The 21,506-nt window shown below is 58.8% G+C and carries 24 protein-coding genes; 8 read left to right on the forward strand and 16 right to left on the reverse strand.

Annotated features, from left to right (window positions below; genetic code table 11):
• The first annotated feature begins 225 nt into the window (after positions 1-225).
• From adk to TMS3_RS09995, 5 genes are all read left to right on the forward strand, one after another.
• Positions 226-873, forward strand: a complete 648-nt coding sequence (adk, locus tag TMS3_RS09975) for an adenylate kinase (RefSeq protein ID WP_025165131.1) — start codon at positions 226-228, stop codon at positions 871-873.
• Between the two features lie 186 nt (positions 874-1,059).
• A complete protein-coding gene (locus TMS3_RS09980; RefSeq protein WP_025165132.1) occupies positions 1,060-2,118 on the forward strand; it encodes an HAD family hydrolase in 1,059 nt (352 codons plus the stop codon).
• 125 nt (positions 2,119-2,243) lie between these two features.
• A complete protein-coding gene (gene tsaB, locus TMS3_RS09985; RefSeq protein ID WP_025165133.1) occupies positions 2,244-2,924 on the forward strand; it encodes a tRNA (adenosine(37)-N6)-threonylcarbamoyltransferase complex dimerization subunit type 1 TsaB in 681 nt (226 codons plus the stop codon).
• Between the two features lie 117 nt (positions 2,925-3,041).
• Positions 3,042-3,383, forward strand: coding sequence for a hypothetical protein (locus TMS3_RS09990; protein WP_025165134.1), 342 nt, complete (start codon positions 3,042-3,044; stop codon positions 3,381-3,383).
• A 14-nt stretch (positions 3,384-3,397) separates the two neighbouring features.
• Positions 3,398-4,258: a DUF72 domain-containing protein gene (locus tag TMS3_RS09995; protein WP_025165135.1), complete on the forward strand. Its 861-nt coding sequence runs from the start codon at positions 3,398-3,400 to the stop codon at positions 4,256-4,258.
• A 15-nt stretch (positions 4,259-4,273) separates the two neighbouring features.
• On the opposite strand, the gene TMS3_RS10000 is transcribed toward TMS3_RS09995, so the two are convergent.
• Positions 4,274-5,404 carry a M14 family metallopeptidase gene (locus TMS3_RS10000; protein WP_025165136.1) on the reverse strand — a complete coding sequence of 377 codons (1,131 nt, stop codon included), beginning with the start codon at positions 5,402-5,404 and terminating at the stop codon, positions 4,274-4,276.
• Positions 5,405-5,638: 234 nt separating this feature from the next.
• Between TMS3_RS10000 and TMS3_RS10005 the strand changes: the two genes are divergently transcribed.
• Entirely contained in the window at positions 5,639-6,325 is a 687-nt protein-coding gene (locus tag TMS3_RS10005) for a type 1 glutamine amidotransferase domain-containing protein (RefSeq protein WP_025165137.1), read from the forward strand.
• A gap of 43 nt (positions 6,326-6,368) precedes the next feature.
• Here TMS3_RS10005 and TMS3_RS10010 read toward each other — a convergent pair whose 3' ends face one another.
• From TMS3_RS10010 to TMS3_RS10030, 5 genes are all read right to left on the reverse strand, one after another.
• Positions 6,369-7,478, reverse strand: a complete 1,110-nt coding sequence (locus TMS3_RS10010; protein ID WP_025165138.1) for a hybrid-cluster NAD(P)-dependent oxidoreductase — start codon at positions 7,476-7,478, stop codon at positions 6,369-6,371.
• A 122-nt stretch (positions 7,479-7,600) separates the two neighbouring features.
• Entirely contained in the window at positions 7,601-9,103 is a 1,503-nt protein-coding gene (locus tag TMS3_RS10015; RefSeq protein WP_025165139.1) for an aldehyde dehydrogenase, read from the reverse strand.
• A 199-nt stretch (positions 9,104-9,302) separates the two neighbouring features.
• Positions 9,303-10,631, reverse strand: coding sequence for an NAD(P)/FAD-dependent oxidoreductase (locus TMS3_RS10020; RefSeq protein ID WP_025165140.1), 1,329 nt, complete (start codon positions 10,629-10,631; stop codon positions 9,303-9,305).
• 28 nt (positions 10,632-10,659) lie between these two features.
• Positions 10,660-11,550, reverse strand: a complete 891-nt coding sequence (locus tag TMS3_RS10025; RefSeq protein WP_025165141.1) for a dihydrodipicolinate synthase family protein — start codon at positions 11,548-11,550, stop codon at positions 10,660-10,662.
• Positions 11,551-11,862: 312 nt separating this feature from the next.
• A complete protein-coding gene (locus tag TMS3_RS10030; RefSeq protein WP_025165142.1) occupies positions 11,863-12,813 on the reverse strand; it encodes a LysR family transcriptional regulator in 951 nt (316 codons plus the stop codon).
• A gap of 242 nt (positions 12,814-13,055) precedes the next feature.
• Here TMS3_RS10030 and TMS3_RS10035 point away from each other — a divergent pair, with 242 nt between their 5' ends.
• Positions 13,056-14,267: an aromatic ring-hydroxylating oxygenase subunit alpha gene (locus tag TMS3_RS10035; protein WP_025165143.1), complete on the forward strand. Its 1,212-nt coding sequence runs from the start codon at positions 13,056-13,058 to the stop codon at positions 14,265-14,267.
• 93 nt (positions 14,268-14,360) lie between these two features.
• Entirely contained in the window at positions 14,361-15,290 is a 930-nt protein-coding gene (locus TMS3_RS10040; RefSeq protein ID WP_025165144.1) for a DMT family transporter, read from the forward strand.
• A 272-nt stretch (positions 15,291-15,562) separates the two neighbouring features.
• On the opposite strand, the gene TMS3_RS10045 is transcribed toward TMS3_RS10040, so the two are convergent.
• From TMS3_RS10045 to TMS3_RS25035, 10 genes are all read right to left on the reverse strand, one after another.
• Positions 15,563-16,168 (reverse strand): hypothetical protein, encoded by a 606-nt coding sequence (locus tag TMS3_RS10045; protein ID WP_025165145.1) that lies wholly within the window; start codon positions 16,166-16,168, stop codon positions 15,563-15,565.
• Positions 16,169-16,240: 72 nt separating this feature from the next.
• Complete coding sequence (locus tag TMS3_RS24615) at positions 16,241-16,402, reverse strand: DUF2986 domain-containing protein (protein WP_083491739.1); 162 nt, start codon at positions 16,400-16,402, stop codon at positions 16,241-16,243.
• Positions 16,403-16,801: 399 nt separating this feature from the next.
• Positions 16,802-17,848 (reverse strand): IS110 family RNA-guided transposase, encoded by a 1,047-nt coding sequence (locus TMS3_RS10050; RefSeq protein WP_043301850.1) that lies wholly within the window; start codon positions 17,846-17,848, stop codon positions 16,802-16,804.
• 109 nt (positions 17,849-17,957) lie between these two features.
• Positions 17,958-18,305: a hypothetical protein gene (locus TMS3_RS25020; protein WP_152985486.1), complete on the reverse strand. Its 348-nt coding sequence runs from the start codon at positions 18,303-18,305 to the stop codon at positions 17,958-17,960.
• A 105-nt stretch (positions 18,306-18,410) separates the two neighbouring features.
• Positions 18,411-18,758 carry a hypothetical protein gene (locus TMS3_RS10055; RefSeq protein WP_025165147.1) on the reverse strand — a complete coding sequence of 116 codons (348 nt, stop codon included), beginning with the start codon at positions 18,756-18,758 and terminating at the stop codon, positions 18,411-18,413.
• A gap of 94 nt (positions 18,759-18,852) precedes the next feature.
• Complete coding sequence (locus TMS3_RS25025) at positions 18,853-19,371, reverse strand: hypothetical protein (protein WP_152985487.1); 519 nt, start codon at positions 19,369-19,371, stop codon at positions 18,853-18,855.
• 86 nt (positions 19,372-19,457) lie between these two features.
• Positions 19,458-19,997, reverse strand: coding sequence for a hypothetical protein (locus TMS3_RS25030; protein WP_200929623.1), 540 nt, complete (start codon positions 19,995-19,997; stop codon positions 19,458-19,460).
• Between the two features lie 79 nt (positions 19,998-20,076).
• Positions 20,077-20,637 (reverse strand): hypothetical protein, encoded by a 561-nt coding sequence (locus TMS3_RS10065; protein ID WP_025165149.1) that lies wholly within the window; start codon positions 20,635-20,637, stop codon positions 20,077-20,079.
• A gap of 128 nt (positions 20,638-20,765) precedes the next feature.
• A complete protein-coding gene (locus tag TMS3_RS10070; RefSeq protein ID WP_025165150.1) occupies positions 20,766-21,053 on the reverse strand; it encodes a hypothetical protein in 288 nt (95 codons plus the stop codon).
• 103 nt (positions 21,054-21,156) lie between these two features.
• Positions 21,157-21,453, reverse strand: coding sequence for a hypothetical protein (locus TMS3_RS25035; RefSeq protein WP_067288475.1), 297 nt, complete (start codon positions 21,451-21,453; stop codon positions 21,157-21,159).
• Between the last annotated feature and the right edge of the window lie 53 nt (positions 21,454-21,506).

Below are 21,506 nucleotides of genomic sequence, written 5' to 3' on the forward strand. Positions count from 1 at the left end.
AGAGCTTTCAGAGCGCCCAAAGCGACATGCGCCGGGCTGTCGGAAGGCGTCCGAAAGGCCCTGGCGTATCCGACTTTAGGTGGCTTGTGTGGTGGGGGTGCGCTGTGTATCTTGGTCAGCCTTTTGGCAGCCTGGCAGCTTAGGCCATTGCCGCCCGAACTATTCAGAGATTGGCCCCATGAGGCGAGTCCGACGATTTTCACTTAAATCTTGAGGAGCACATCGATGCGCGTGATTCTGCTGGGAGCGCCCGGTGCCGGTAAAGGTACCCAGGCTGGTTTCATCACCAAGAAGTTTGGTATTCCGCAAATCTCCACCGGCGACATGTTACGTGCTGCGGTCAAGGCCGGTAGCGAACTGGGCCTGAAAGCCAAGAGCGTCATGGACGCAGGCGGGCTGGTCTCCGATGATCTGATCATCAATCTGGTCAAGGAGCGCATCACCGAGGCCGATTGCGCCAAGGGTTTCCTCTTCGATGGCTTTCCGCGCACCATTCCTCAGGCCGAGGCCCTGAAGGAAGCCGGCGTGAACATCGATTATGTGGTGGAAATTGCCGTCGACGATGAGGAAATCGTCGGACGTATCGCCGGTCGTCGTGTGCATCCGGGTTCAGGGCGGGTCTACCACACCGAACACAATCCGCCGAAAGTCGCCGGTAAAGACGACGAAACGGGCGAAGCGCTGATTCAGCGTGAGGACGACAAGGAGGAGACCGTGCGTCACCGCCTGTCGGTCTATCACTCGCAGACCAAACCGTTGGTCGACTTCTACCAGAAGCAGGCCGCCGCTGAAGGTACGCCGAAGTACAGCGCCATCGCCGGCGTCGGTTCGGTGGACGAGATCACCGCCAAGGTCCTGGCCGCGCTCAGCTGAGTCGGTTACCCCCCTTGTCAACAACGGCCCGCTTGCGGGCCGTTGTCGTTTCTGGTGCGGGTGTGGTGCGGGCGGTTAAGTTGGGGTCGTTCTCAGAACAGTCGTCTTGTTCAGGCAAACTAGCCTCGAGTGCCTGGTCTATACCAGATAGGCTTAATTCTTCACTAAACGGAAGTAGGAGAACACATGAGAGCTATGCAGGCGTGGATGATCGGTTTGGCCATGAGCGTTGCGTCCCTGGGCGTCTCGGCCGCTACCGAACTGCAACACTGGCCGGCCGAGGCGGCCGCGAAGATCGACAAGATGATCGCGGCGAATGCCAACAAAGGCGCCTATGCGGTCTTCGATATGGACAACACCACCTATCAGTTCGACATCGAAGAGTCCTTGCTGCCTTACCTGGAGATGAAGGGCATTCTCACCCGCGAGAAGATGGACCCCTCGCTCAAGTTGATCCCATTCAAGGACACGGCCGAATTCAAGGAGAGCCTCAACAGCTACTACTACCGCCTGTGCGAAGTGGACAACCTGGTCTGCTACCCCTGGGTAGCGCAGATCTTCTCCGGCTTTACCCTGCGCGAGCTTAAGGGCTACGTCGATGAGGTCATGGCCTACGGCAAGCCGATTCCGCTGAAGTACTACGACGGCGACAAGGTGGTCGAGGGCAGTGTTAACCCGCCGAAACCCTTCGCCGGCATGCAGGAACTCTACAATCGTCTGCAGGAGAACGGCATCGAGGTTTATGTGATCAGTGCGGCCAGCGAAGAGCTGGTGCGGATGATCGCAAGCGATCCGCAGTACGGATATAACGTCAAGCCGGCCAACGTCATCGGCGTCAACATGCTGCTCAAGGACCGCAAGAGCGGGGCCCTGACCACCTCGCGCCTGCAGGTGCAGAAGGGCAATTACGATCCGGCGAAAAACCTCGACCTGGAAGTGACGCCTTTCTTGATGAACCCGATGACCTGGTATGAAGGCAAGCTCGGCACCATCTTCGGCTGGATTGACCAGTGGAAAATGCCGGTGCTGGTAGCGGGCGACACGCCGCTGTCCGACGGTTATATGCTGTTCAATGCGACTGACACCAGCAAGGGCGGTCTGCGCATCTGGGTCGACCGCAAGGCCAAGTACACCCAGCAGGTCAAGGATTGGCAGGCCACTGCGGCCAAGCGCCAGGGCGAGCTGGGCCTGCCGGTGAACGCCGACAAGAACTGGATCGTAGTCACCCCTGATCAGCTGCACTGAGATCCTGTCGTTCACCCCTCTCGGTGAGTCCGTCGTCCGGCGCGTCGCAATGGCGGGTCGGGTGGCTGGCAAAAAAGCTGCTAAACCGGTTTAATGCCCGCCCACTCGTTTGTCTGTCCGTTGCCATGACTACTCTGCTGGCCCTCGATACCGCCACTGAAGCCTGCTCCGTTGCCCTGTTGCATGACGGCAAGGTGCTCAGCCATTACGAAGTCATTCCGCGCCTGCATGCCCAGCGCCTGTTGCCGATGATCAAGGCTCTGCTCGACGAAGCCGACGTGCCGCTGTCGGCGCTTGACGCCATCGCCTTCGGCCGGGGGCCTGGCGCCTTTACCGGCGTGCGCATCGCCATCGGCGTGGTGCAAGGTCTGGCCTTTGCCCTGGAGCGTCCAGTGCTGCCGGTGTCCAACCTCGCGGTACTGGCCCAGCGCGCACTGCGCGAGCATGGTGCGAGCCAGGTCGCAGCCGCCATTGATGCGCGCATGGATGAGGTTTATTGGGGCTGCTACCGCGCCGATCAGGGGGAGATGCGTCTGCTCGGGGTCGAGTCCGTGCTGCCGCCGGAGCAGGCGAGCTTGCCGCGTGACGCGGCTGGCGACTGGTTCGGCGCCGGAACCGGTTGGGGCGCTTATGCCGAGCGGCTTGCGCCGCAGGTCAGTGCCCAGGATGGCGCCATGTTGCCGCATGCCGAAGACCTGCTCAGCCTGGCGCGCTTCGCTTGGGCACGGGGTGAGGCGGTGGTGGCCGACGAGGCCCAGCCGGTCTATCTGCGTGATAAAGTCGCAACGCCTAAAGCCGCGCCATAAGGGCCGTCAGTCGTTGATTGGCGCAAGTATCGGGACCTCGATTGCCAAGTGCGGCAGACGAGGGTTAAATGGTCTGACTAACCTCACGCACTAGGCCAACCAGCCGGGCAGTAATTGATGCGTATCGACGGCTCCATTCCTTCTTACTCGCTGGATCGCGGCCCCCGCCCGGGGACGGCGGTGACGCCTTTTCGCGAAGCCCAGCGTGAGATAGAACAACGTCGTGAGCAACCGGCAACACCTGCGACCAGCCAGGGTTTGGAGCAGGCCGCGCAATTGCGCCGGGTGCAGGCTTCCAGTGGCAGCACCGACAGTTTGCCCGCCCGCCTGAATGACTCGGTCTATCAGCCCGGGTTGAGCAGTCGCGCCGCCCAGGCGATCGCCAGTTACAGCAGTACCGCTTCCTTGGTCGCTGAGCCCGACGCGCAGCAGGTGCTGGGTCTCGATCTCTACGCCTAGGTCAACATAGCCTGATGCTGCCTTATTACCTCGGTTGCCCGTCCTGGAGTGAACCGGCCTGGCGTTCCTCGTTGTATCCGGCAGATGCTCGCAGCGCGGATTTTCTGCCGCTCTACAGCCAATCGTTCAATGCCGTCGAAGGCAATACCACCTTCTATGCGCGGCCTTCCGCACAGACCCTGGCGCGTTGGGTTGAGCGTATGCCAGCCAACTTTCGCTTTTGCGCCAAACTGCCGCGCGATATCAGTCACTCGGGGGACTTGCGGGGGCAGCTGGCTGCCACCGATGACTTCCGCACATTGCTGGCGCCGCTGGGCCCGCGCGTTGCCCCCTACTGGTTGCAGTTACCGGCCAGTTTCGGCCCTGGACGGCTGGCGGAGCTGGCGGCGTTTATCCAGCACTGGGGCGACACGGCATTGGCCGTGGAAGTGCGTCATCCGGCGTTCTTCGCCAAGGGCGAGGAGGAGCGGGCGCTCAACCGCCTGTTGCTGGGGCATGGCATCGAACGCATCTGCCTGGATGCGCGGGCCTTGTTCAGCTGCCCATCCCGCGAGCCTGCGGTGCTGCATGCCCAGGCGAAGAAGCCGCGCTTGCCGTTGCGCCCGACGGCGTTCAGCCAGGCGCCGCAGCTGCGTTTCATCGGCCACCCGCAACTCGAGGCCAATGACCGCTTCATGGCGCCCTGGCTGGATAAGGTCGCCACCTGGATCGAGGAAGGGCGAAGCCCCTACGTCTTCCTGCACACCTCGGACAATCATCTGGCGCCGCAACTGGCGCGGCGCTTTCACGGTCAGCTGATGCAACGGTTACCCGGTTTGCCAGCCTTGCCCGAGCCCATGGTCGAGGCCGAACTCGAACAGCTCGACCTGCTCTGAGCAGCAGCCCTGCGCTTAGCGCAGCTGGTCGACCATGCTGGCGACGACGCTGAGCACATCCTTGCCCAGTTGTTTGGAGCGTTTACCGTCCCAGGCGGTCACGGGGTTGGGCCTGTCGTCGTGGTCCTTGAACGGCATCTCGATGGTGAAGGACAGGCAGTCGAACTCTTCGCCCACCGCGTTGCAGGCCAGGGTCATGTTGGCCTGGCCTGGTTCGTCATGCGGGTAGCCATGCTCGGTCTGGAATTCCGCACCTGTCGCCAGCAGACGGCGACGGAAGTCGCTTTCCAGTCGTTCCAGGCGTGGGCTGTAACCGGGGTTGCCTTCGCAGCCTGCGGTGAACACGTGGGGAATTTCCTCATCGCCATGGATGTCGAGGAACAGGTCGACACCGACCCGGCGCATCTGCTGCTGGACGAAGAACACCTCGGGACTGCGTGCCTCGCTGGCCGACTGCCAGGCGCGATTGAGGTCCTGACCGGCGGCGTTGGTGCGCAGATGGCCGCGGAAGGCACCATCCGGGTTCATGTTCGGCACCAGATAGAGGTCGGCCTTTTCCAACAAGGCGTTCAGCTCGGCGTCTTCGCGGTTCTGCAGGCGCTCGATCACGCCCTCCATGAACCATTCGGCCATGTGCTCGCCGGGGTGCTGCTGGGCGATAATCCACACCCTGCGCTGAGCAGCCGGGTTACGGCTGACGCGCAGCAACTCGATGGCGCGGCCCTCGATGCTCGTGCCGCTGGCGAACAATTCGGCGCCAGCCTTGCTCAGCGCCTGCTCGATCAACCAGGCGTGGCGTTCGCGGCTGTAAGGCTCGAAGTAGGCGAACCAGACCTGGGCTTCGCGCGGTTCGATGGCGAAATGCAGGGCGCCCTGGTCGAAGCGACTCGGCACGCGAAACCAGTTGACCTGGTCATAAGAGGCGGCCGCGTGGTAACCGCTCCAGGCCCGGTTGTAGGCGGATTCGCCGGCATTGTTCAGGCTGAATCCGTAGTGCTGGCCAGGGCTCAGGCCGTCGACCTTGAAATGGAACCACTGAAAGTGATGGCTGTTCAGATCGGGGCGCATCGCCAGCAGCACCTGCTGTGGGTTGCTGGCATCAATTACCTCGATGTTGCCGCTGTCGAAGTCCGAGCTGATGTTCATGGTTACCTCAAGGCTGATACCTGATCGAGAGCGGCAAGGATTGCAGGTCTGCTGGCGAATGAAAACGGATAAGGCGACAAACTCAGATGGATTCCCAGCAGTGGCCCCGTCGAGTCATGTACATAATGCTATCCATACTCCAAGCCTTTATCGGCGTACTGGAAGGCAAGAACTTCGGCAAGCTGGTGATCCGCGTCGGCGCCGATGACTAATCCATTGAAAGGAGAGGACAGCATGAAGATTCTGATGGTTTTGACGTCGCACGATCAGCTGGGCAACACCGGCAAGAAAACCGGCTTCTGGCTGGAGGAATTCGCCGCGCCCTATTATGTGTTCAAGGATGCCGGCGCCGAACTGACCCTGGCCTCACCCAAGGGCGGGCAACCGCCGCTGGACCCGGTGAGTGATGAAGCGGACGCACAAACGCCGGCTACCGAGCGCTTTCGCGGCGACCCTGAAGCGCAGGACGCGCTGGCCAATACCCAACAATTGGCGGGCATTAGCGCCGATGACTATGACGCGGTGTTTTACCCGGGCGGCCACGGTCCACTCTGGGATCTGGCCGAAGATGCTCACTCCATTGCCCTGGTCGAAGCCTTTTATGGCGCGGGCAAACCGGTCAGCGCGGTGTGCCACGCACCGGCGATATTCCGTCATACCAAGGGCGCCGATGGTCAGCCACTGGTCAACGGCAAGCGCGTCACCGGCTTCAGCAATAGCGAGGAAGCCGCGGTGCAACTGACCGATGTAGTGCCGTTCCTGGTCGAGGACATGCTCCAGGCCAACGGCGGCCAGTATGCCAAGGCAGACGACTGGCATACCTACGTGGTTACCGATGGCTTGCTGATCACCGGGCAGAACCCGGCCTCGTCCGAATACACGGCCAAGGCGCTGCTCGAGCTGTTGCGCGATCTGGAGTGACCCGTGGTGCCTCGCGTCAGCGCTTAGCCGCTGGCGCAGGCCACTAGTACACCACCTCGACATTGCCGGTGACCCGGGTGCAGCAGCTCAGCACATAGCCCTCGGCGACTTCCTCTTCGGAGATGCCGCCGTTGTGCTCCATGGCCGTCTCGCCGGTCACCACGCGCACCTTGCAGGTGCCGCAGATGCCCATGCCGCAGGCTTTGGGGATAGTCAGGCCGGCGCTGGCGGCTGCCTCGTAGAGGGTCGTGCCCAGTTCGGCCTGCACCGACTTGCCGGAGTCGCTGAAGGTCACCCAATGGCTGACTTGCGGCTGCTCGGCCTGAGCCAGGGCCACGGCGGCCTGTTCTTCGGCACTGGCGATGTCCTTGTCTGGCGTCGCGCCGAAGGATTCCTCGTGATAGTGCGCCATGTCGTAGCCGGCCTCGCTGAGGAGGCGGCGCACGGCTTTCATATAAGGCGCCGGACCGCAGCAGAACACCTCGCGCTCGAGGAAGTCCGGGGCGATCAGCTGCAGCATCTCGCGACTGAGAAAACCGCGGTAGCCGCCCCAGATCTGCCCGGTTTCGTTGCGCTCGCAGATCAGGTGCAGCTTGAAGTTGTCGATCCGCGTGGACATGTAGTCCAGCTCGGCGCGGTAGATGATGTCGGCCGGGGTGCGCGCGCTGTGGGCGAACACCATGTCGACCTCTGTGTTGGTGTTGAAGAACCAGCGCGCCATGGACATCACCGGAGTGATGCCGACGCCGCCGGAGAGCAGCAGCACCTTGTCGGCCGGGTAGTCGATGCAGTTGAACTGGCCGACCGGGCCGTGCACGGCGATCACCTCGCCTTCCTTGAGGTGCTCGTGCAGCCAGTTCGACACCCGGCCGCCGGGTACGCGCTTGACCGTGATGGAGAAGCTGTAGGGGATCGAGGGAGCGCTGGAGATGGTGTAGGAACGCATCACCTGCTCGCCGTCGATCTCCAGTTCCAGGGTGACGAACTGCCCCGGCTTGAAAAAGAACAGCACCGGCTCCTGCATGCTGAAGCAGTAGGTGATGACGTCCGACGTTTCCTTGATGACCTTGAGGCAGCGCACCAGATGGCGGCCATTGGCCCAGGTCTGGGTGCTGACCGGGTTGAGGTATTCACTGCTGGTGAGACTGTTCATGAGCGTTTCTCGGCAATAGGGCCGAACCCCTCACCGATCAGTACGGGGAGGGGGTTCGGTTGATCATGCAGCGCTCCGGCCGGTTCAGCGGCCGGGCTACGCTTGCCCTGTTTAGCGACCTGCTAGGACAGCTGAATCCAGGTGGTCTTCAGCTCGCAGTACTGGTCGTGGGCGTAGATCGACTTGTCGCGGCCGCCGAAGCCGGACTGCTTGTAGCCGCCGAACGGGGTGCTGATGTCGCCCTCGGAGAAGCAGTTGACCGACACGGTGCCGGCGCGGATCGCCGCGGCCATGCGGTGCGCCGTGTTGATGTTGGCGGTCCACAGCGAGGCGGCCAGGCCGTAGCAGGTGTCGTTGGCGATGGCGATGGCTTCTTCCTCGGTGTCGAAGGCGATCACCGCCAGCACCGGGCCGAAAATCTCATCTTGCGCAACCGAAGAGCGGTTGCTGGTGGCGTCGAAGATGGTCGGTGCGACGAAATAGCCGCCGCTCTCGGCATGCAGGCGCACGCCGCCGGTGACCAGCTTGCAGCCTTCGGCCTTGGCCTGCTCGATATGCCCGAGAACCTTGTCCATGTGCGCTTCTTCGATCAGGGCGCCGAGGCGCACGCTCGGGTCCAGCGGATCGCCGGTGGCCCAGTCCTCAAGCTGGCTGAGCATTTCCTCGAGCAGCGCGTCCTTGATCGAACGATGGACGATCAGGCGCGAGCCCGCCGAGCAGTTCTCGCCCATGTTCCAGAATGCCGCGCTGAGCACGTTGCTGGCCACCGCCTGGAGATCGCCGGCATCGCCCATCACCACCTGTGGGTTCTTGCCGCCACATTCGAGCACCACGCGCTTGAGGTTGCTCTTGGCCGAGTATTCGAGAAACAGCCGACCGACCTCGGTGGAGCCGGTGAAGGCGGTCATGTCGATGTCCGGGTGCAGGCCGATGGCCTTGCCGGCAGTGTGGCCGAGGCCCGGTACTACGTTGAGTACGCCAGCCGGGATGCCGGCCTCGAAGGCCAGTTCGGCCAGGCGCAGGGTGGCCAGGGAGGTCAGCTCGGCCGGCTTGAGGATCACGCTGTTGCCGGTGATCAGCGCCGGGCCCAGCTTCCAGCCGGCCATCATGCAGGGGAAGTTCCACGGCAGCACGGCGCCGACCACGCCAATGGGTTCGCGCTTGATCATGCCGATGTTGCCGGGGGCGGAGGGCGACAGGGCGTCATACAGCTTGTCGCCGGCCTCGGCGTGCCAGCGGATGGTGTTGGCGGTGTCGGGGATGTCGATGGCGTAGCACTCGCCGACCGGCTTGCCGGCTTCCAGGGACTCCAGAACCGAGAGTTCCAGGCGATTGGCATCGATCAGCTCGGCGAAGCGGATCATCGTCGCCTTGCGCTCGGCCGGCGCGAGTCGGGACCAGACGCCCGCGTCGAACGCGGCACGGGCCGCTTTTACGGCGTCGTCGACATCCTCGGCGTCGCAGGCGGCGATTTCGCTCAATACCTGGCCGGTGGCCGGATTCAGGGTACTGAAGGTGGCGCCCGAGCGGGCGGCGACGAAGCGGCCGTTGATAAAGGCCTGGTTGCGGTACTCCAGGCGCTCGACCTGCTGATCAATCGCGCTGCGGGTGAGGGTGTCAGTCATTGTGTTTCTCCTGAAGGTTGAGAAGTTTCAGAGCCTGTTCACGATCTGCTGTGCGTCGGCCCTGCTGCGTTAAAAACAAGCTCGGAATGCTCATTTACAGCTCGTAAAGTCGCCCGCGACTCCGACCGTTCCTCGCTTGTTTTTGCGGGGCCGCCATCGGTATTGCATGGCTCTAGCTCGCGAAATCGTGAACAGGCTCTTAGAGTTCTACGCCGGCGGTCCACTCTTTCCAGGCAATGGACGAGCGCACGCCCAGGCCCAGCAGTGGTTCGGGCGGATTGCGCGAGGGTTTGGGCTGTTCCAGCATGATGTTCAACAGGTCGCTGTCCACGCCCAGGGCGTAATCGGCGATCAACTTGCCGGAGATGGTGCTGCGGGTCAGGCCCAGGCCGTTGCAGCACACCGCGCTGAACACCTCGGGGGCAATCTCGCCGAACACCGAGCCGTTGTTGCGCGAGATGCACAGGGCACCGCCCCAGGTGTATTCGAAGTCGACCTCCGCGAGCATCGGGAAGCGGCTCTCGAACGACTTGCGATGGGCCCGGCGCACCCGTTGCAGGGTGCTGGCCGAGGCCTGCACCTCGGGGTTGTAGGTGAAGGAGTTGCGCACGCAGATGCGTCCATTGGCCAGCCGGCGCACGGTGGAGCCGAGCGGGTCGGCCGGAATCAGTCCCCAGCTTTCCTCGCCACCGAGACGCGCGAGCTCCTCGGGGGTCAGTTGGCGGGTCATGCTGCCGTAGGTGTAGACCGGCAACAGGCGACCCTTGAGCCCGAGTTGGCCGAAGTTCGAGGCATAGGCGTTGTTGGCCAGCACCATGCGTGGCGCCTTGATGCTGCCGTGGGCGGTGGTCAGCACGTGGGGCTTGCCCACTTTGATATCCAGCACCGGGCTTTCTTCGAACAGGCGCACGTTGGCCGGCAGGCTCTGACCCAGGCCGCGCGACAGCGCCGCCGGTTGCACCAGCACTGCGCCAGGGGCATGCAGGCCGGCCTGGTAGAAGTCGCTACCGGTGACGGCCTTCATCTGCCCGGCATCGAGCAGGCGGTAGGGTTCGCCCAGGGCGTTGAGACCCTTGGCGAACTCGGCCAGTGCCTGGCTGCCGCGTTCGTTGGCCGCGCCGTGCAGCTTGCCTTGTTCGCGCCAGTCGCACTGGATGCCATGGCGCTGGACGATCTCGCGGGTGTAGTCGATGGCGCCACGGCTGAGGCGAATGATCTTGTGATCGGCCTCCTGGCTGCTGGTGTAGCTGTGGGAGGTCAGGTCATGGGGCAGGTCGACCATGAAGCCCGAATTGCGTCCGGCCGCGCCAAAACCGACGCGCTTGGCATCGATCAGGGCAATGCTTGCGTCCGGTTGCAGCTCGGCCAGACGGCGGGCGGCGGCCAGGCCGGCGTAGCCGGCGCCGAGCACCACCCAGTCGGCCTGCACCGTGCCGCGCAGCGGCGTGCTTGGCGGCGCTGGCGGCAGGGTCTCGTACCAACCGCAGTGCCCATCGTCCTGGGGCAGGAAATTACAGTGCAGCTGCATAGAGAATGCCTCCTAGACGCCTGAAGGGTTAACTGCGGTGGGCAATCAGCTGCTCATAGGTCTGCTTGAAGGCGGCTTTTTCGGCCTCATTCAGCGGCAGTAATGGGCGGCGAGTCTGGCCGACGGGCAGGCCAGCAAATTCGCAGCCCTGCTTGATGTACTGGCAGAACTTGCCGCCTTGCTCCAGCAGGTTGAGCATCGGCAGCAGGCGCTGGGCCAGCTCACGGCCCTTGATCATGTCCTGCTCGACCACGCAGGCCTGGTACAGGGCCACGTGCTCGGGGGCGAGGAAGTTGGAGGCGCCGCCGACCCAGCTACGTGCGCCCCAGGTGAAAAACTCGAGAATCTGATCGTCCATGCCGCAGCTGACCTGCAGCTGGCCGGCGTAGTCCTGGGTCAGGGTGTGCATGCGCTCGACCGAGCCGGTGCTCTCCTTGATCGCCTGGAAATTCGGCCGACCCTTGAGGCCATCGATGAACTCGAAGCTCATCGGCGTGCCGGTGCGTGCCGGGAAGTTGTAGAGCATGGTCGGCATGTCCAGGGCGTCATCCACGCACAGGGCGTGGGCCAGCAGTTCTTCCTGGGTCGGCTGGCAGTAGTAGGGGGCGGCCAGAAGGATGGCGTCGAAACCGGCGGCCTTGGCGTAGTGCCCCAGGTCGAGGCTTTCTTCGGTGCTGGTGGCGTTGATCCCGGCCATCAGGGTGATGCGGCCCTTGGCCTGTTCACTGACCACGTCGAACAGCTGCTTACGTTCGGCATTGCTCAGGGCGTAATACTCGCCGGTGGTGCCGCCGATGATCAGGCCGTGTACACCGTGACCGATCAGGCTGTCGATCACCGCGCTCAAGGCTGAGAAATCTATCGCGCCGTCTTGGTTGAAGGGCGTTACTACCGGAGTCCAAACACCATCGAAGTTCATGCGGTCACCTGACTGGAAGAGATTGAATGTGTTGTGATTTCGAGAAAAAGATTACGGCCGTTTTAGCCGCTGCAATAAGCAACATTTAGGGGCGGTAATTCATAATCAAAGGTTATGGGTCGGCGACAAATCCCAGGCATAAAAAAACCTGCGCGGGGCAGGTTTTTAAATGAGGGGTGGTTGTGTGATTAACGACCCTAAAAGAGAGGGGGTAATATCAATAACCTGATGTTGGGGTTATCAATAACTACAGGTAATTAACAGGCCGTTTTTAACGCCGTATCGGCAACGTAGGTAGTTTCCAACGGTCTGTTAAAACTGTTGCATCAGCCAGTCGCGCAGTCGGCAGCAGGCCTCGTCATCTTCCTTGTCTTCACTGAAGGTCAGGTAGTGCAGGCTTTCCTTGTGCACCACTTCCTGCTCGACCGGCCGCACCAGCAGGCCCTGGGCGACCAGATGGCCGACCAGGTGGTTCCAGCCCAGCGCCACGCCCTGATGGTTGAGCACCATCTGCACCAGCATGTTGTAGTCGTTGGCGTTGAAGAAGTGCGGGCTGTCGTGGGCGCGCGTCTCGATGTCGATGTCGTGAAAGGCCAGCCACACGCCCCAGTCGACATGCTCGGCCACCTGCGAGCGGCCATAGGGACTGAGGTTGAGCAGCACGCTGTCGCGCAGCCCTTCCAGATTACTGAGCTCGGGATGCTGGTCCAGGTAGCGCGGGGTGCACACCGGGTAGATGACGTCATGGAACATCGGCAGGCTGCGGTAGCCCGCGCGGATCTTGGCCATCTTGGTGATGAAGATGTCCGGGCGCACGCCGGGTTCCATGGACAGGAAGTTCTGCGTGGTGATCAGGTTGAGGTCAACATCCGGGTTGGCGCTGAAGAAGCTCGGCAGGCGATGGGCCAGCCACATGGCGGAAAACGCCGGTGAGCAGCACAGGGTCAGCACCCGTTTGCCGGCGTTGTTGCTACGGATGCGCTCGGCCGCCTGGGCGATGTTGACGAATGACAGTTGCGCGGCATCGTAGAAGATCGAACCGGCGGCGGTCAGCTCCACGGCGCGGCCGGCGCGGGTGAACAGCTCGGCACCGAGGTAGGTTTCCAGCTCGCGAATCTGCCGGCTGATCGCCGCCTGGGTCACGCACAGGGCTTCGGCAGCACGGGTGAAGTTCTGGTACTTGGCGGCCGCCACGAAGGATTTGACTGCGCGTAGCGACGGCATCTTGATCAGCGACTGATCGGGTTCGGTGTGTTTAACCATAACAACAGGTATTCAATATCCTGAATAAAAAGTCGGTTCTGCCAAATAAGCCCGCACTCTAAACTTTCGACAGTGGTGATAACGGTGATCAAGCTGGTGCTGGTTCTGGAGATTATCCGAAAGCATCGCTAGGCAATAGCCTGGATTGCCGCAGCCAAATTTATTAACGCACAGGACGCCGACATTAGAAGTCGGGAAAGAGCCTGGTCGATCGCCTGGATTAACCGTGGAGTGCCTACACAGTGAACAATAAAGCCAAGGTTGCAGAACTCATCCAGCTGCGTAAGCCGCGTCATGCGCTGCCGACGGCTTTGTACAGCGATCTCGAGGTCTATCGTCAGGACCTGGAGCAGATCTGGCACAAGGAATGGATCTTCGCCGGGCACACCTTCGAACTGGAGAAGCCGGGCCAGTACCTGACCCTGCAGATCGGCGACTACCCGGTAGTCGTGGTGCGCGGTGGCGACGGGCAGATCCGCGCGCTGCACAACGCTTGCCGCCATCGCGGCTCCAAGGTCTGCAGCGAGGCCAGCGGCAAGGTCGCCAAGCTGGTTTGCCCGTACCACAAGTGGACCTTCGACCTGGATGGCAAGCTGCTGTTCGCCGGCAACATGGGGCCGGACTTCAATACCGCCGAGTACGGCCTCAATGCGGCCCACTGCGAGGTGGTCAACAGCTATATCTACGTGTGCGTGGCCGAGCAGGCGCCGGACTTCGAGAAGTTCCGCGCCGCCGTGTCACCCTTTATCGCCCCGCATAACCTCGATGACTGCAAGGTGGCCTTCGAATCCAACCTGGTGGAGAAGGGCAACTGGAAGCTGGTGTTCGAGAACAACCGCGAGTGCTTCCATTGCGACGGTACCCACCCCGAGCTGATGAACTCCTTCGTCGAGAACCTCTCGGTGGCAGGAGTCGGCGGTACCGAGGACCCCGAGCTGGTCGAGCACTGGGAGCGCTGCGAGGCAGGCGGACTGCCCAGCCGCCTGGTGATGGATGAAGGTGGTCAGTTCCGCATGACCCGCATTCCGCTGTCGTCCGGTGCCGTCAGCTACACCATGAACGGCAAGCCGGCGGTGGCGCGGCGCCTGGATCAGAGCGGGGTGGAGAACATCGGTGCGCTGCTGTACTTCAACTATCCCTCGACCTGGAACCACTTCCTCGGCGACCACGCCCTGAGCTTCCGCGTGCTGCCGCAGGGGCCAAACGAGACCCTTGTAACCACCAAGTGGCTGGTGCCCAAGGATGCCCAGGAAGGCATCGACTATGACATGGAGACCCTGACCCGGGTCTGGCTGGCCACCAACGACCAGGACCGTCGCCTGGTCGAAGGCACCCAAGCCGGGGTCAACTCGCCGGCCTATCAGCCGGGCCCCTATTCCTCGATCGCCGAGAACGGCGTGTGCCAGTTCGATGATTGGTACTGCGCGACCATGGCGCGCAAGCTGGCCGACTGACGCGGCTTAGCACGTAGCCGGCGGCCCCGCATAACCCCCAAGGTTATGCGGGGCTTATTCTTTCCCGATTATCGATCAGCAGGTATTCAGATCATGCACAGTGCGCCCCCGTTGGTCCTGAGCGACGGTTACGCCCGGGGCTTCGTCCTCGTGCTGCTGTCGGCCTTTTGCTACGGCCTGCAACCGCTGTTCGCCCAGTACGCCTATGCCGGTGGCGCCGACCCGGTGGGCTTGCTGCTGGTGCGCTTCGCCATCGCCGCGGCGATCCTGCTGTTGTTTCTGCGTCTGCGCGGGGTGCGCCTGCCGCGCGGGCGCCTGGCCAGACAGAACCTGCTGGTGGGCGTCGGCTACGGCCTGGCGGCGCTGGGCTACTACACAGCCAGCCGCAGCACCTCGGTGAGCCTGGCGGTGATCCTGATGTTCTCCTTCCCGGCCTTCGTCACCGCCCTGTCGATCGCCTACCTGGGCGAGCGCACCAGTGTGCTCAAACTGATCAGCCTGGTGCTGGCGCTGGGCGGTGTGCTGCTGGCCACTGGCCTGAGTCTGCACGGCGAGATGAGCGGAGTGCTCTGGGCGCTGTTCTCCGCCCTGAGCTACGGCGCGGCGATCATTTACGGTACCCACAGCATTCGCCACGAGCAGCCGCTGGCCTCGGCGGCCATGGTGCTTGTGGGTTGCGCCTTGACCTTCTGCGTAGCCGCGCTGTACTCGGGCGCGACCCTGCCGTCCGGAGCGCCGGCCTGGTGGTCGACCCTGGGCCTGGCGCTATTCGCCACCATCCTGCCGGTCGCCGCCTTCCTTGCCGGCTCGCCGCTGATCGGTTCGTCCTCGGCGTCCACCTTGTCGACCCTGGAGCCGGTAGTAGCGGTGACCATCGCCGTGCTGCTGATCGGCGAACAGATCAGCGCCGGCATGCTCGCTGGCGGCCTGTTGGTGGTGACCGCGGCGATCATTCTGTCGCGCCAGGGCGGTACCTTGCCGGAGCCGAGCCTGGTGCCGCTCGAGCCGGGGGAGGGCCTCTAGTCGCCAGGGTGTTGGCCTGCCTGGAGTGGTCGTGCAAGGTAGACGCAAGCACTGCGCAACAGGCGAGTCCTGCGACGGAACAAGGCCGATAACAATGCGGATCCTGGTGATCGATTGAACGCTTGGTCCCCGTTGCGCGAGCTACAGAGTGGCCAGGGCGGTAACGCCCAGCACAGGCCGGATATACGCATGCACCGCACCGACGACAGGGCTGGAAGGGCGTTACTCACTGCTTGCGGGGAGAGTACGTATACGCATGTCAGGCACGTACTTCACTTCGGTGCTTGAAGAAGTGCATCGAACATTTCATTTGTCCATGAGCGCTTCTGCTCCACGAGTTTCCGGTAAGGCTCGCACCCCCAAGACCTTAAGTCACCGATGATCTCGGCCATGGTGAGAACATCAAAGAAGCCTTTAGCGTCGACCACGGCGCGCCGACCCTCGGGTGTGGCAGCTCCCCAGATGAGAATGGCGCCGTCTATTTTCAACTCTTTTTTATTGACGAAAGCCTGTTGCTCAGGGTTCTTAGCTGCCGCGTCCAGCAGGGCAAAGAACGCTGCCTTGTTGTGATGATCAAGCTGCTTTGCATCAGAAAGAACCAGATACTTGTAGTTCTGATACTCGATCTCGCACTTGAGCTCAGCCACATACGACTTGCCGGTATTTTTGTGGCGCAGCGTGAAGTCGAGAGTGGAGCCTGATCTCTCGCCACGTTTCCGGAGGGTTGGTCGCCCAAGGTCTTCGTATGGTGATCGAGGGTCGCTTGCCCACTGGCGTACGATCTCCTCGGAAAAGATACCGAAGACGCGAGACAAGTACTTGCCTCTGGCTCCCGGTGCGTCGATCTGGCGGAAAATTGAATGAAAGTGCGTATCCATGCTTTTGCGCGCCCCCACAGAATACCTTGACAGCCATTATATAGAGCTTCCTTGACGCTTAAGATGCAAGGCTCAGCTCTCAGAAGAAATGATTGAGTCTTGAGTGGCCTCAGCAGCTAGTTTCAATCGGTCAGCTTTACTAATATATGTGGACTTGCTTTTAGGTGCCAGTTTGGCACTGGCCTTTTTGGCGTGAGCCTGTAATAACTGTTTTATTTTTTTACGACGGTTCATGTTTCAACTCAACTTGTAAATTCATGAATAATACCAGCTTAAAATATTGAGCCACATCCTGTTGCGCGCTCTTAGCGCATAACGTTTGGTTAAGGGGGGGCTTTAGCCCGTCCCAGTGAGCGCAGCGAGCGATTTGAAAGCATATATGGACTCCCCCTACAAGTAGTGAGTAACGCTTTTCTGCTCTGTCGTCAGCGCGGTTGCATTCGTATATCCGGCCTGCGCTGGGCGCTACCGCCCTGGCCACTCTGTAGTTCGCGCAACGGGGGCCAAGCGTTCAATCGATCATCAGGATCATGATTGTTATCGGCCTTATTCCGTCGCAGGACTCGCCTGTTCCGACAGTGCTACTGCTCACCACAACCACTAGAAAACCTCGTACTGATTACCCTCCCGCCGTCAGACGGGCTGCTGGCTTTGCCAGTTACCACTGAACCGTCGTTGGTGACACCAGACCGCCCAGCAGATCCTCACCATCTTGTTCGCCAAGGCCACCGCGGCCTTGTTCTTCCCGATGCGCTCGGCCGCCTGTGTCGCCCAGCGCTGCAACTCGGTCATCCGCTCGGGCGTGTTGGCCTGACAGCGCTGAGCGGCCTGCAAAGCAGAGCGCGCGCCGTGGATCAGCAAGGTGCGCACGTAGGTGTTGCCCTGCCGGCTGATGTGCCCCAATTTGCGGCGGTTGCCGCTGCTGTATTCGCGCGGGGTCATGCCCAGCCAGGCACTCAATTGGCGGCCATTGGCAAAGCGTTCCGGCTGGCCCACGGCGTTCTTCAAGGCGCTGGCAGTCAGCAGACCAATGCCACTGACCTCATCCAGTTTGCGCACGACCTCATCGTCGGCATGCCAGCGTTTAAGCTGCTGCTCGCACTCGTTCATGCACTGCTGGTAGAGGTTGATCTCGGCCAGAACGATATGCAGCTGATGGCTCAAGGCAGCCACTTCGGGATAATCCACCAGTTCGTGTGCCGCCCTGATAAAGGCCTCGGTGCGCTCCGGCGCTTGGATACCCACCTCGCGCAAAATACTGCGCAACAGGTTGATCCGCTGGGTGCGGCTCTTCTTCCAGGTTTCGCGCAGACCGTGTAACTGCTGCACCTGTTGCTGCTCGTGGCTCTTCACCGGTACCGGATGAATGCCCTGGCAACGGGCCGCTTCGAGGATGGCGTCGCAGTCGTTGCGGTCAGTCTTGTTGCGCCGCCGGTAGGGCCGCACATAGCGCGGATGCAGCAAAATCACCCGATGGCCCAGCGCCTGCGCCACTCGGCCCCAGTAATGCGCCGTGCCGCAAGCCTCCATGACCCACTCGACCGGCTCGCCCTGCTCCTGTATATATCGCCGGAACGCCTCACGATTCAGCCGCCTGCGCTGGCTCACCTGACCGACACGGACACTCTCGGCAACCTGGTAAACGGACTTGGCCAAATCAACTGCAATACGCTTGTGCATAGCAACTCTCCCAGCGATCACCCGAACGACTCGGTATCGGCAAGTGTGGTGCAAGGAGAGTCCATTACAGTTGTTAGGCTTAACTGACCTAGCACGGTGGTCGATACAGCTAGCTATCTGTCTCTCGGTTGGATACTGATTTTGACCAAGAAATTAACTTGTTTCTGAACCATGAGTTTATAAGGCATAAATAAGCAATGATGGCTGTGTCAGCGAAAGAAAAAAGCACCCTATGATATCTTGCTTCTTCTGAGTTGAGCGCTATTGATAAATACAAAGCAGTAAGTACGCCGTAAGCAGCATAGAACTTTGCCATTGATTGATTTGATCTTTCTATGACTGGCTTCGTTTTGTTTGAGTATTTTTCACGGGTGCTATGAAAAAGGGCATAAATAGCTAAGGCAATAAGAGCCAGTTGCGCAAATGGAAAAAGGTAGTTGTCGGACAAAAATTCCATGTTCGATAGGGCCTAACGATTAAGCTAAGGGGCGGGCTTTAGCCCGTCCCAGCGAACGGAGTGAGCTATTTTAGCGCCTTGTTAGGCGATTGGCACGTCAATGTGTTAGCCGCGTCGAATTAGTTCAAATATAATTATTTCGACACGCTTAATACTTTGCTCATTACCGCCCAGTATTTCTTGTACCCACGATTCGCAGGCTGCCGCAGCTGCCCAGCCGGCGTGGCCGTGATTACGAGCGCCTTTCCGAACTTCTTCTTGGCGAGCTGCTGTGTAGAGATTTAATATTTCTTTAAGTTCTTTATCTCTTTCTGTGGCGCTAAGAGTTTTCAGTTCTTCTAGCTTCTTGGCTAAAGGTTTAAGCCACCCTGCAATTTTCTTTCTGGCCCCAAATTTTAAAAAACCGCTGGTGGCAATCTTTATGTAGGTTAGTTCTTCTTCGTTAAATCCCACAGATATTCTCCTAATTGCCTAACGATTAAGCTAAAGGGCGGCGGAACGCCGTCCCAGCGAATGAAATGAGCGATTTCAGCGCATTGTTATGTATTTATTCGACCTTCTTAACACGTTCCCACTCGGTTTTCAGGATTGCTTGAGACGTGGCAACTATTTGATCGCAAAGCTGCATGACGGATGACTCGTTGTTCATGGCCTTGTCGAAAGACTGATTGATCTGCTCCATTAAAAGCTTTGACTGGCATTCGGCCGGATTGAACAATAGTGCAATTTTTGCCTTTAGCCTGCGAGCATCTTTAACTGCAAGATAAAACCTTTCTGTATCCCATTGCTCTTTCTGCATTTGTTGAATCGACCAAATCCCCATGATTGCAGAAATAAAACTTGAAAGTTCATCCCTGAGAGTGTTTATCCAGGCTTGTCGATTGCTTGATAAAACCTCTGTTTTAGTTGTGTTTTTTATAGCATATATTGTCGTTATTATGCCTCCAATGACAATGATAGCCGTAACTCCAAGTCCCGCAATTTGAACCCAATCAATTGGAGTTAGTATATTTGCTGTGATATCAGGAGTTCTTGAAATTGCTACATCTGTTGCAATGGTCGGCACGATTCTTCCTTAAATACATAACGATTAAGCTAAGGGGCGGGCTTTAGCCCGTCCCAGTGAGCGAAGCGAACGATTTGAGCGCATTGTTATAAGCCATTTTTGTAGGCTAATGAAAGTTCAGCAAAGAACTCTTGCCTTAGCTGTAGAAGCTCCTCGCGTGCGTCATCCATTTCTTTTTCAGTTAAACCTGCTTTGCCGATGTAGTACTGGCGACGGAGTGTTTTTAAGAAATCTGTGTATTTTCTAAGTTTAACGGATGACGATTCTAGGCCAAGCAATAATAATTTGGACTCAGCTACGGTAATGTTTTTTGCTTCGCTAAAGTATTCTGATTTGACAAGGTCTAGTTGTTCGGATCTTTCTTTCGGCCACTCCCGGCCATCGTTTTCTACTCGCACACATTCGGCTACTAATGCCCAGTATTTTAGCGCTACGTGTGAAAATACTTCTACGTGGGCAGCTACTTGTTCTAAAGCATCGTAATGCCGCTTTGTTATATCTTTTCTTGAGTCGTGCTTATGATTTAATTTTGTAACTACATAGGTGCTAGCAAAACCAATTATGCCGCCAAGGCCGATTTTTATTGCGGTGTCTATGACTTCGATTGCTGTGGTCGGCACGGTCATACCTATGGTTTATAACGTTTGGTTAAGGGACGGGCTTTAGCCCGTCCCAGTGAGCGAAGCGAACGGCTTGAATAAATTGTTATGTACTCTTAACTCGTAGCCAATGCTTTTTTGAGTTTTCTTGGCGCTTAATTTTTCCGGACTTTATAAGCTGGTTGAATGAAGTAGTGAAATTAGACTGTGGAATGTTGAGTTTCTGCTGTATTTCGATTGATGTGATTGGTTGAGACATTAGCTTGAGAATCTTTGCCTCAAGAGAAGTGTCAATTGCTACAATGATATTATTGATTTCGGTTTCTATGGCGATATGCGGCGCACTAGATTTTACGCCTGCAAGTGAACATTGAAACTCAAAAGCCTTCCAAAGATTTTGGTCTTTGGAACAAAGATGGAACTCTATTGCCTTTCTCTCAGATTTTGAGAGGTGAGACAGGACGTTAGATAGATGAGCGATTATGTAGAAGTCTGCTTGGTTTTGCCCCGACGGATATCCGCTTACACAGGTTAACAGGGCATTGCTGCATGCTGATTTGAGGCTTTCTGAGTTTGTGAAGACGAAAACTCTATCGAGGATGGAAATCGTCAGTTCAGCCAGCATGCTGAGGCCAATGTTTTCAGCGTCGACGTAATAGATTTTCAAAGGCTACTCCATGCCAGATGAGTACATAACGTTTGCTTAAGGGGGCGGGTTTTAGCCCGACCCAGTGAGCGAAGCGAACGGTTTGAATGCTGTNNGTAGGGGGAGTCCATATACCATTTGTTAGACGGCTACCACAAACGCTTTTTATCGCGGTGGTAGCACTTGAATGCCAGTAACCAGAACGACACTAAAGCGAACAGAGCTACTTTGTCATAGCGCTTAAGAAGTTTGCCTGCAACTGCATCCTCAAGCCCTTTGAGTGGGCCGGTAAAATGAAAGTTGCTCGTAAGATGACTGCCGAGAAGGCTAATTCCGATGAAGAACACTATGCCAAGAATGATTGCCCACTGGGTTTTCTTGGAAATTGCTATGACGTACAAGATTTCTGAAAAATACTCTCTCAAGACAACCTCCATGTATCTGTAGCCTTCTAACGATAAGCTAAGGGGCGGGCTTTAGCCCGTCCCAGCGAACGAAGTGAGCGATTTGAGCGACTTGTTAGCTATGGCCGCCAATCAATTAGTTTTCTAACCAATTCTTCCACCCATGGTATTGAACAGCAACGCCGTAGAATTTTTCGACGTCGGATGCTGTTTCAACCTCCTTGGTGTTGAGGTGTACGGTGCATTTCCCTGTCTCAGAATCAATGCTAATTGACTCTGCCCTGATAGAATCATTTCTGTGCCAAGCAGAGTCTTCAAATTCGAATCCTACTTGCGGTGGGATTTCTGACTCAACTTCCTTAGAGACAAATTTGGATACGAGTCCAGTGCTTGGCGAATGGAAATGAATGTTGCGAACTAGAGTGAATTTCATGTGCGGTTCCTTTTGCGGTTGGTTGACTAAATAGCTAACGATTAAGCTAAGGG

It is taken from the genome of Pseudomonas taeanensis MS-3, assembly GCF_000498575.2.
Lineage (GTDB): Bacteria > Pseudomonadota > Gammaproteobacteria > Pseudomonadales > Pseudomonadaceae > Aquipseudomonas > Aquipseudomonas taeanensis.

Bases quoted from the DNA above. Each gene is read 5' to 3' on its own strand.
- TMS3_RS10015 (WP_025165139.1), bottom strand. From the start codon at position 9,103: ATGACTGACACCCTCACCCGCAGCGCGATTGATCAGCAGGTCGAGCGC.
- TMS3_RS10005 (WP_025165137.1), top strand. From the start codon at position 5,639: ATGAAGATTCTGATGGTTTTGACGTCGCACGATCAGCTGGGCAACACC.
- TMS3_RS10045 (WP_025165145.1), bottom strand. From the start codon at position 16,168: ATGGATACGCACTTTCATTCAATTTTCCGCCAGATCGACGCACCGGGA.
- TMS3_RS10050 (WP_043301850.1), bottom strand. From the start codon at position 17,848: ATGCACAAGCGTATTGCAGTTGATTTGGCCAAGTCCGTTTACCAGGTT.
- TMS3_RS10070 (WP_025165150.1), bottom strand. From the start codon at position 21,053: ATGGAGGTTGTCTTGAGAGAGTATTTTTCAGAAATCTTGTACGTCATA.
- TMS3_RS24615 (WP_083491739.1), bottom strand. From the start codon at position 16,402: ATGAACCGTCGTAAAAAAATAAAACAGTTATTACAGGCTCACGCCAAA.
- TMS3_RS10040 (WP_025165144.1), top strand. From the start codon at position 14,361: ATGCACAGTGCGCCCCCGTTGGTCCTGAGCGACGGTTACGCCCGGGGC.
- TMS3_RS10010 (WP_025165138.1), bottom strand. From the start codon at position 7,478: ATGAACAGTCTCACCAGCAGTGAATACCTCAACCCGGTCAGCACCCAG.
- TMS3_RS09995 (WP_025165135.1), top strand. From the start codon at position 3,398: ATGCTGCCTTATTACCTCGGTTGCCCGTCCTGGAGTGAACCGGCCTGG.
- TMS3_RS25035 (WP_067288475.1), bottom strand. From the start codon at position 21,453: ATGAAATTCACTCTAGTTCGCAACATTCATTTCCATTCGCCAAGCACT.
- TMS3_RS10030 (WP_025165142.1), bottom strand. From the start codon at position 12,813: ATGGTTAAACACACCGAACCCGATCAGTCGCTGATCAAGATGCCGTCG.
- TMS3_RS09980 (WP_025165132.1), top strand. From the start codon at position 1,060: ATGAGAGCTATGCAGGCGTGGATGATCGGTTTGGCCATGAGCGTTGCG.
- TMS3_RS25030 (WP_200929623.1), bottom strand. From the start codon at position 19,997: ATGACCGTGCCGACCACAGCAATCGAAGTCATAGACACCGCAATAAAA.
- TMS3_RS25020 (WP_152985486.1), bottom strand. From the start codon at position 18,305: ATGGAATTTTTGTCCGACAACTACCTTTTTCCATTTGCGCAACTGGCT.
- adk (WP_025165131.1), top strand. From the start codon at position 226: ATGCGCGTGATTCTGCTGGGAGCGCCCGGTGCCGGTAAAGGTACCCAG.
- TMS3_RS10020 (WP_025165140.1), bottom strand. From the start codon at position 10,631: ATGCAGCTGCACTGTAATTTCCTGCCCCAGGACGATGGGCACTGCGGT.
- TMS3_RS09990 (WP_025165134.1), top strand. From the start codon at position 3,042: ATGCGTATCGACGGCTCCATTCCTTCTTACTCGCTGGATCGCGGCCCC.
- tsaB (WP_025165133.1), top strand. From the start codon at position 2,244: ATGACTACTCTGCTGGCCCTCGATACCGCCACTGAAGCCTGCTCCGTT.
- TMS3_RS10000 (WP_025165136.1), bottom strand. From the start codon at position 5,404: ATGAACATCAGCTCGGACTTCGACAGCGGCAACATCGAGGTAATTGAT.
- TMS3_RS10025 (WP_025165141.1), bottom strand. From the start codon at position 11,550: ATGAACTTCGATGGTGTTTGGACTCCGGTAGTAACGCCCTTCAACCAA.